General features: G+C 46.1%; 3 protein-coding genes. 2 read left to right on the top strand and 1 reads right to left on the bottom strand.

The genetic code is table 11. The annotated features are described in order from the left end of the window. Positions 1-474: 474 nt before the first annotated feature. The gene (locus APH41_RS12245) at positions 475-2610 is read left to right on the top strand and encodes a DEAD/DEAH box helicase (protein WP_054919252.1); all 2136 of its coding nucleotides are present in this window, start codon (positions 475-477) and stop codon (positions 2608-2610) included. 37 nt (positions 2611-2647) lie between these two features. Beyond that, entirely contained in the window at positions 2648-3304 is a 657-nt protein-coding gene (locus tag APH41_RS12240) for a DUF2290 domain-containing protein (protein WP_177333563.1), read from the top strand. A gap of 108 nt (positions 3305-3412) precedes the next feature. On the opposite strand, the gene APH41_RS12235 is transcribed toward APH41_RS12240, so the two are convergent. Further along, positions 3413-3712 (bottom strand): hypothetical protein, encoded by a 300-nt coding sequence (locus APH41_RS12235; protein ID WP_054919247.1) that lies wholly within the window; start codon positions 3710-3712, stop codon positions 3413-3415. Positions 3713-3963: the final 251 nt, after the last annotated feature.

Genomic DNA, 3963 nt, shown 5'->3' with positions numbered 1-3963 from the left:
TGGAGGCGTTTAATCCGGGGGATGTGGAACCGATTCATGCGGTGTTTGTGGGGGGAGGGGCGATGCCGGCGCGGGTTAGGGCATTTGTGGATTTTTTGGTGGAGAGGTGTGGGGGGGAGGAGGTTGGGGGAGGTGCGTAGGATATTTGATCGACAGATTTAACCCACAATCAGTTTCACGGGTACCTAACAAATACGGTGTAGCCTCGCTGGATTGCAGGCGAGAGCAGCCATTGACGCCTCTCATTGGTGCAGGGGATTAAAAGGGTGGGGCTTGGTTAATCATCCGCTACCACCGACTGAGAGCCATGTCGCTACGCAGATCGAAAATTTTAAATGGGTAGGTGGTATTACACTCAACCCGCTACTATGGCTAAAATGTAGAAGACCTGCTCGTGTGTCGATCACCGTAGCAACCATAGCTACGATAAAGACAATGTTTATAAACTAAAAATTCATCAAGGACGCAATTGACATGGCAGTTGATATTCTCGTCACGACAGAAAGATTGCAAGAAGATCCGCTCGGTAGAGACCTTATTGAATCGCTTAAAAATTCAGATAGCGCTATAAGCTCCTCACCATCAGCTCTTTACTACGATTTTCCAGTTTATTCAGACTACGATGGCGCAGATCACAAACCAGATATTTTAGTGCTTAGTCGTAGTTGCGGGATCCTCGCCATCCGGGTAATCACTGCAATCCAGGCGGATCGCGAAAGCACTACTACCCTTTTAGCAGTAGATGATTCGCTTAATCAATTTTGCAGTATTCTAATAGGTAGACTGCTAAAAAGTAAAATATTGAGAAAGTCACGCTCTCAGCTATCCTTGAATGTTACGCCTATTATTTTTTGCGACAGTAATCTAGCAGATAGGATTTTTGATTCGAGCGACTCTGAAATTGTTTCTTCAATGGACTCCTTGAGCGACTTGATACAGAATCTTGAAGAAGATCCTTTAGATTCGGAAGCATATGACGAAGCCCGATCTGTGATTGAAGGCGCTAAAGCCCTCACTCGATCAAACAAACGCCTTGTTGAGAACCCAGAGTTACAACGTGCAGCTAGTGCGCTGGCTGAGCTTGAATCTGAGATCGCAAATTTCGACCAAAAGCAACGCTCTGCAGCCTTGATAACAATTAATGGTCCTCAACGAATACGCGGACTTGCGGGCTCAGGAAAAACTATCATTTTGGCAATGAAAGCCGCACATCTTCATATGAATAGGCCAAATGATAAAATCCTTTTAACTTTTTATACGAAGAGCTTAAAGTCTTCTATTAAAAATTTAGTCACTAAGTTTTATAGGCACTATAAGGAAGTCGATCCCGACTGGAACAACATTCACATACTACACGGCTGGGGCGGTTCTAACACCCGTGGTGCCTATTCCGACGCCTGCTTGCGCGCTGGAAGAACGCCTCTCACCTTTAGCACCGCACGCGCTGGCGCACCTACTGGCGTCGATCCATTTGAGTTTGCGTGCCAAGATCTTATGCAAAAAAGTGACATCGAAGAATACTATGACCACATACTAATCGATGAGGGGCAAGATTTTCCGACTGCATTTTATGAGTTAAGTTTTCGGCTTACGAAAGGCCATCGAGACAAAAAGAATATTGTATGGGCTTACGACGACCTTCAGAATATTATGAAGGTAAGGATGCGAAGTGCTGCTGAACTATTTGGTATGGATCATGACTCGGAACCCCGAATCTCTTTAGAGAGAGCAGCAATAGGTCTTCCGTTCAAGTTTACGAATGATACTGTTCTTAGTAAGTGTTATCGGAACCAACGAGAAGTTTTGATCACCGCTCATGCGCTCGGATTTGGAATTTATTCCAGTATTGTACAATTGCTTGAAAGTGCAGATCATTGGAAGGACGTCGGCTATGAGGTCGTTTCACCAAACTATTACGCCGGTGCAGAAGTGGAGGTCGTACGTCCTGCTGAAAATAGTCCGGTTAGTTTGGGTGGGGCAAAGCTACCTCAACTGATAGAGCAGTACAATGCGCAGTCGATGGATGATGAGACAAGCTGGGTCATAGCGTCGATATCTGACTTTTTAGAGCAAGGTTTAAATCCGGAGGATATAATGATTGTCGCTCTGGATGATCGACACATGAAGAGCTACTTCAAAGAGCTGTCCTCAAAACTTGCGGATCTGGGCGTTGCGTCTAATAATATTCACGCCGATCCATATTCAGACCCTCCCTTTACAATACCCAACAAGGTAACGCTTTCCACAATTTATCGCGCCAAGGGAAATGAGGCAGCTGTAGTCTTCGTGATTGGTGTCGACGCGATTTCACTTAAAACACGAGGAGATCGCAATAAACTGTTTACGGCTCTCACGCGTACTAAAGCGTGGCTTCGCGTTTCAGGGATGCAAGGCTCTACGAGCCAAATTATTAATGAGATGTCGGAGGCAGAGCAAAACTTTCCTGCCTTGCGTTTCACTATGCCAGACCTCTCCAAACTTGATATGATCCAGAGAGATCTAAGCCAGCGCTCTATCAAAGCCAAAAGGCTGAAGGCTGATTATCTAGAAAGTCTTCGTCGTGAGGGTTTGTCAGAGGAAGACGCGGACCTGGATTACGATGATGAATAGACAGGAGATTCAGTCAGGAATCAACAGGAGTTGGGACTTGGCCGACAAGCTCGGGTTGGCTGCAGCTTTTAGCAATCCAAACTTACTTCCACTGAATATTGAGTTTCGAGATGCCATTCTTTCTGCGGAAAGTACGTATATAGACATCTATCTCGTTGCGATGAATTTATCTCACCATAACATGATTTTTTCTGATTACTCATACTTTCAGTTTAGTATGGAGCGTGATGGATATGTGCGCTACGCATATTATCCCAATCCATTTATTTCAGGAAAGGCATCAGAAACTGAGTCATTTAAGAAGCTCACCGAGCTTTTAGAAAACGAATTTATTTCCCATGAGCAATACCTCAGCCTACTGGATAGCAGAAAGAACTTGAATGGAAAGCCCATGTGGAGATACGAGAACGCCCCCGATCAGCGCAAGCGTTTTTTTCACCCGTGTTCACATTTTCATATTGGTTTCCATTCTGAAAATCGCTGGCCGCTCAAAAGAACCCTTACCCCGCTTGCCTTTTCGATGCTAGTGTTTAAGCAATATTACGGGGAAGAGTGGAGGGCGCTCGGTGATGATGACGATCCCGAAATTAGCAACTCATTTGAACGAGCTTTAATCCGAGAACGCCAAAATTGCCATGTGGTGGCTGACGATCTGTTTGAAAAGATAGAGGAGCAAGCTTTCTTCTTTTCATAGTCCCTAGCTCTATGTTTGTAGAAAATTTCAGTGTCTTTGCAGTCACGAGGAATACGCAGTTCTACCTCCACGCGTTGGCTCATTCCGCCAACGCGCGGAGCCCTTTTGCTAGCTAACTGTTTCAAGACCCGCTTCTACCTCAGAAACCTCCTTCTGCAACCGCTGCCCAATAACCTCCATCAAATCACACCCATCCCGCAACGGTATCGCCAATAACTGCGCAAAATCCGAAAGCACCACGCAGTCAGCCTCCACCTCACCCCGAAAAGCGATGTTTTCCAATACTTGAGTCACGGTACGAATACGATAGTCAGCCATCGCTTGCAGCACATCGAGCGGTGCTTGCGAGTCAATGAGAAGGGAGGCTGGAACCCGTTCGATTCCAGTAAGAGGGATATATCTTTCCATTTTTGAAACTCCGATAAATGCAATGATTTACCGATAAGCAGGTCGCCAAACCTGGTCGCCACGTGGGCGACCGGGGGACTATAAGTGTCATTGCAGCCGACTAGCAACGCCAAGGTTGTAACTGGCACGGGTTGCTGGAGCTCATACGCCGCTCATCCCACTTTTTTGCTTCAGTCTCCCCGAGGCTAGTCTTGTCTCCTTCCTGGAATTTCCACGCGTCGTCTTGCTTTTTAAGCTTGCTGAAACGTTTC

This window comes from Pseudomonas sp. NBRC 111138, from assembly GCF_001320835.1.
GTDB lineage: Bacteria > Pseudomonadota > Gammaproteobacteria > Pseudomonadales > Pseudomonadaceae > Aquipseudomonas > Aquipseudomonas paracarnis.
Note: the sequence above shows the minus strand (reverse complement) of the source record. Positions and strands in the feature narration are given on the sequence as shown.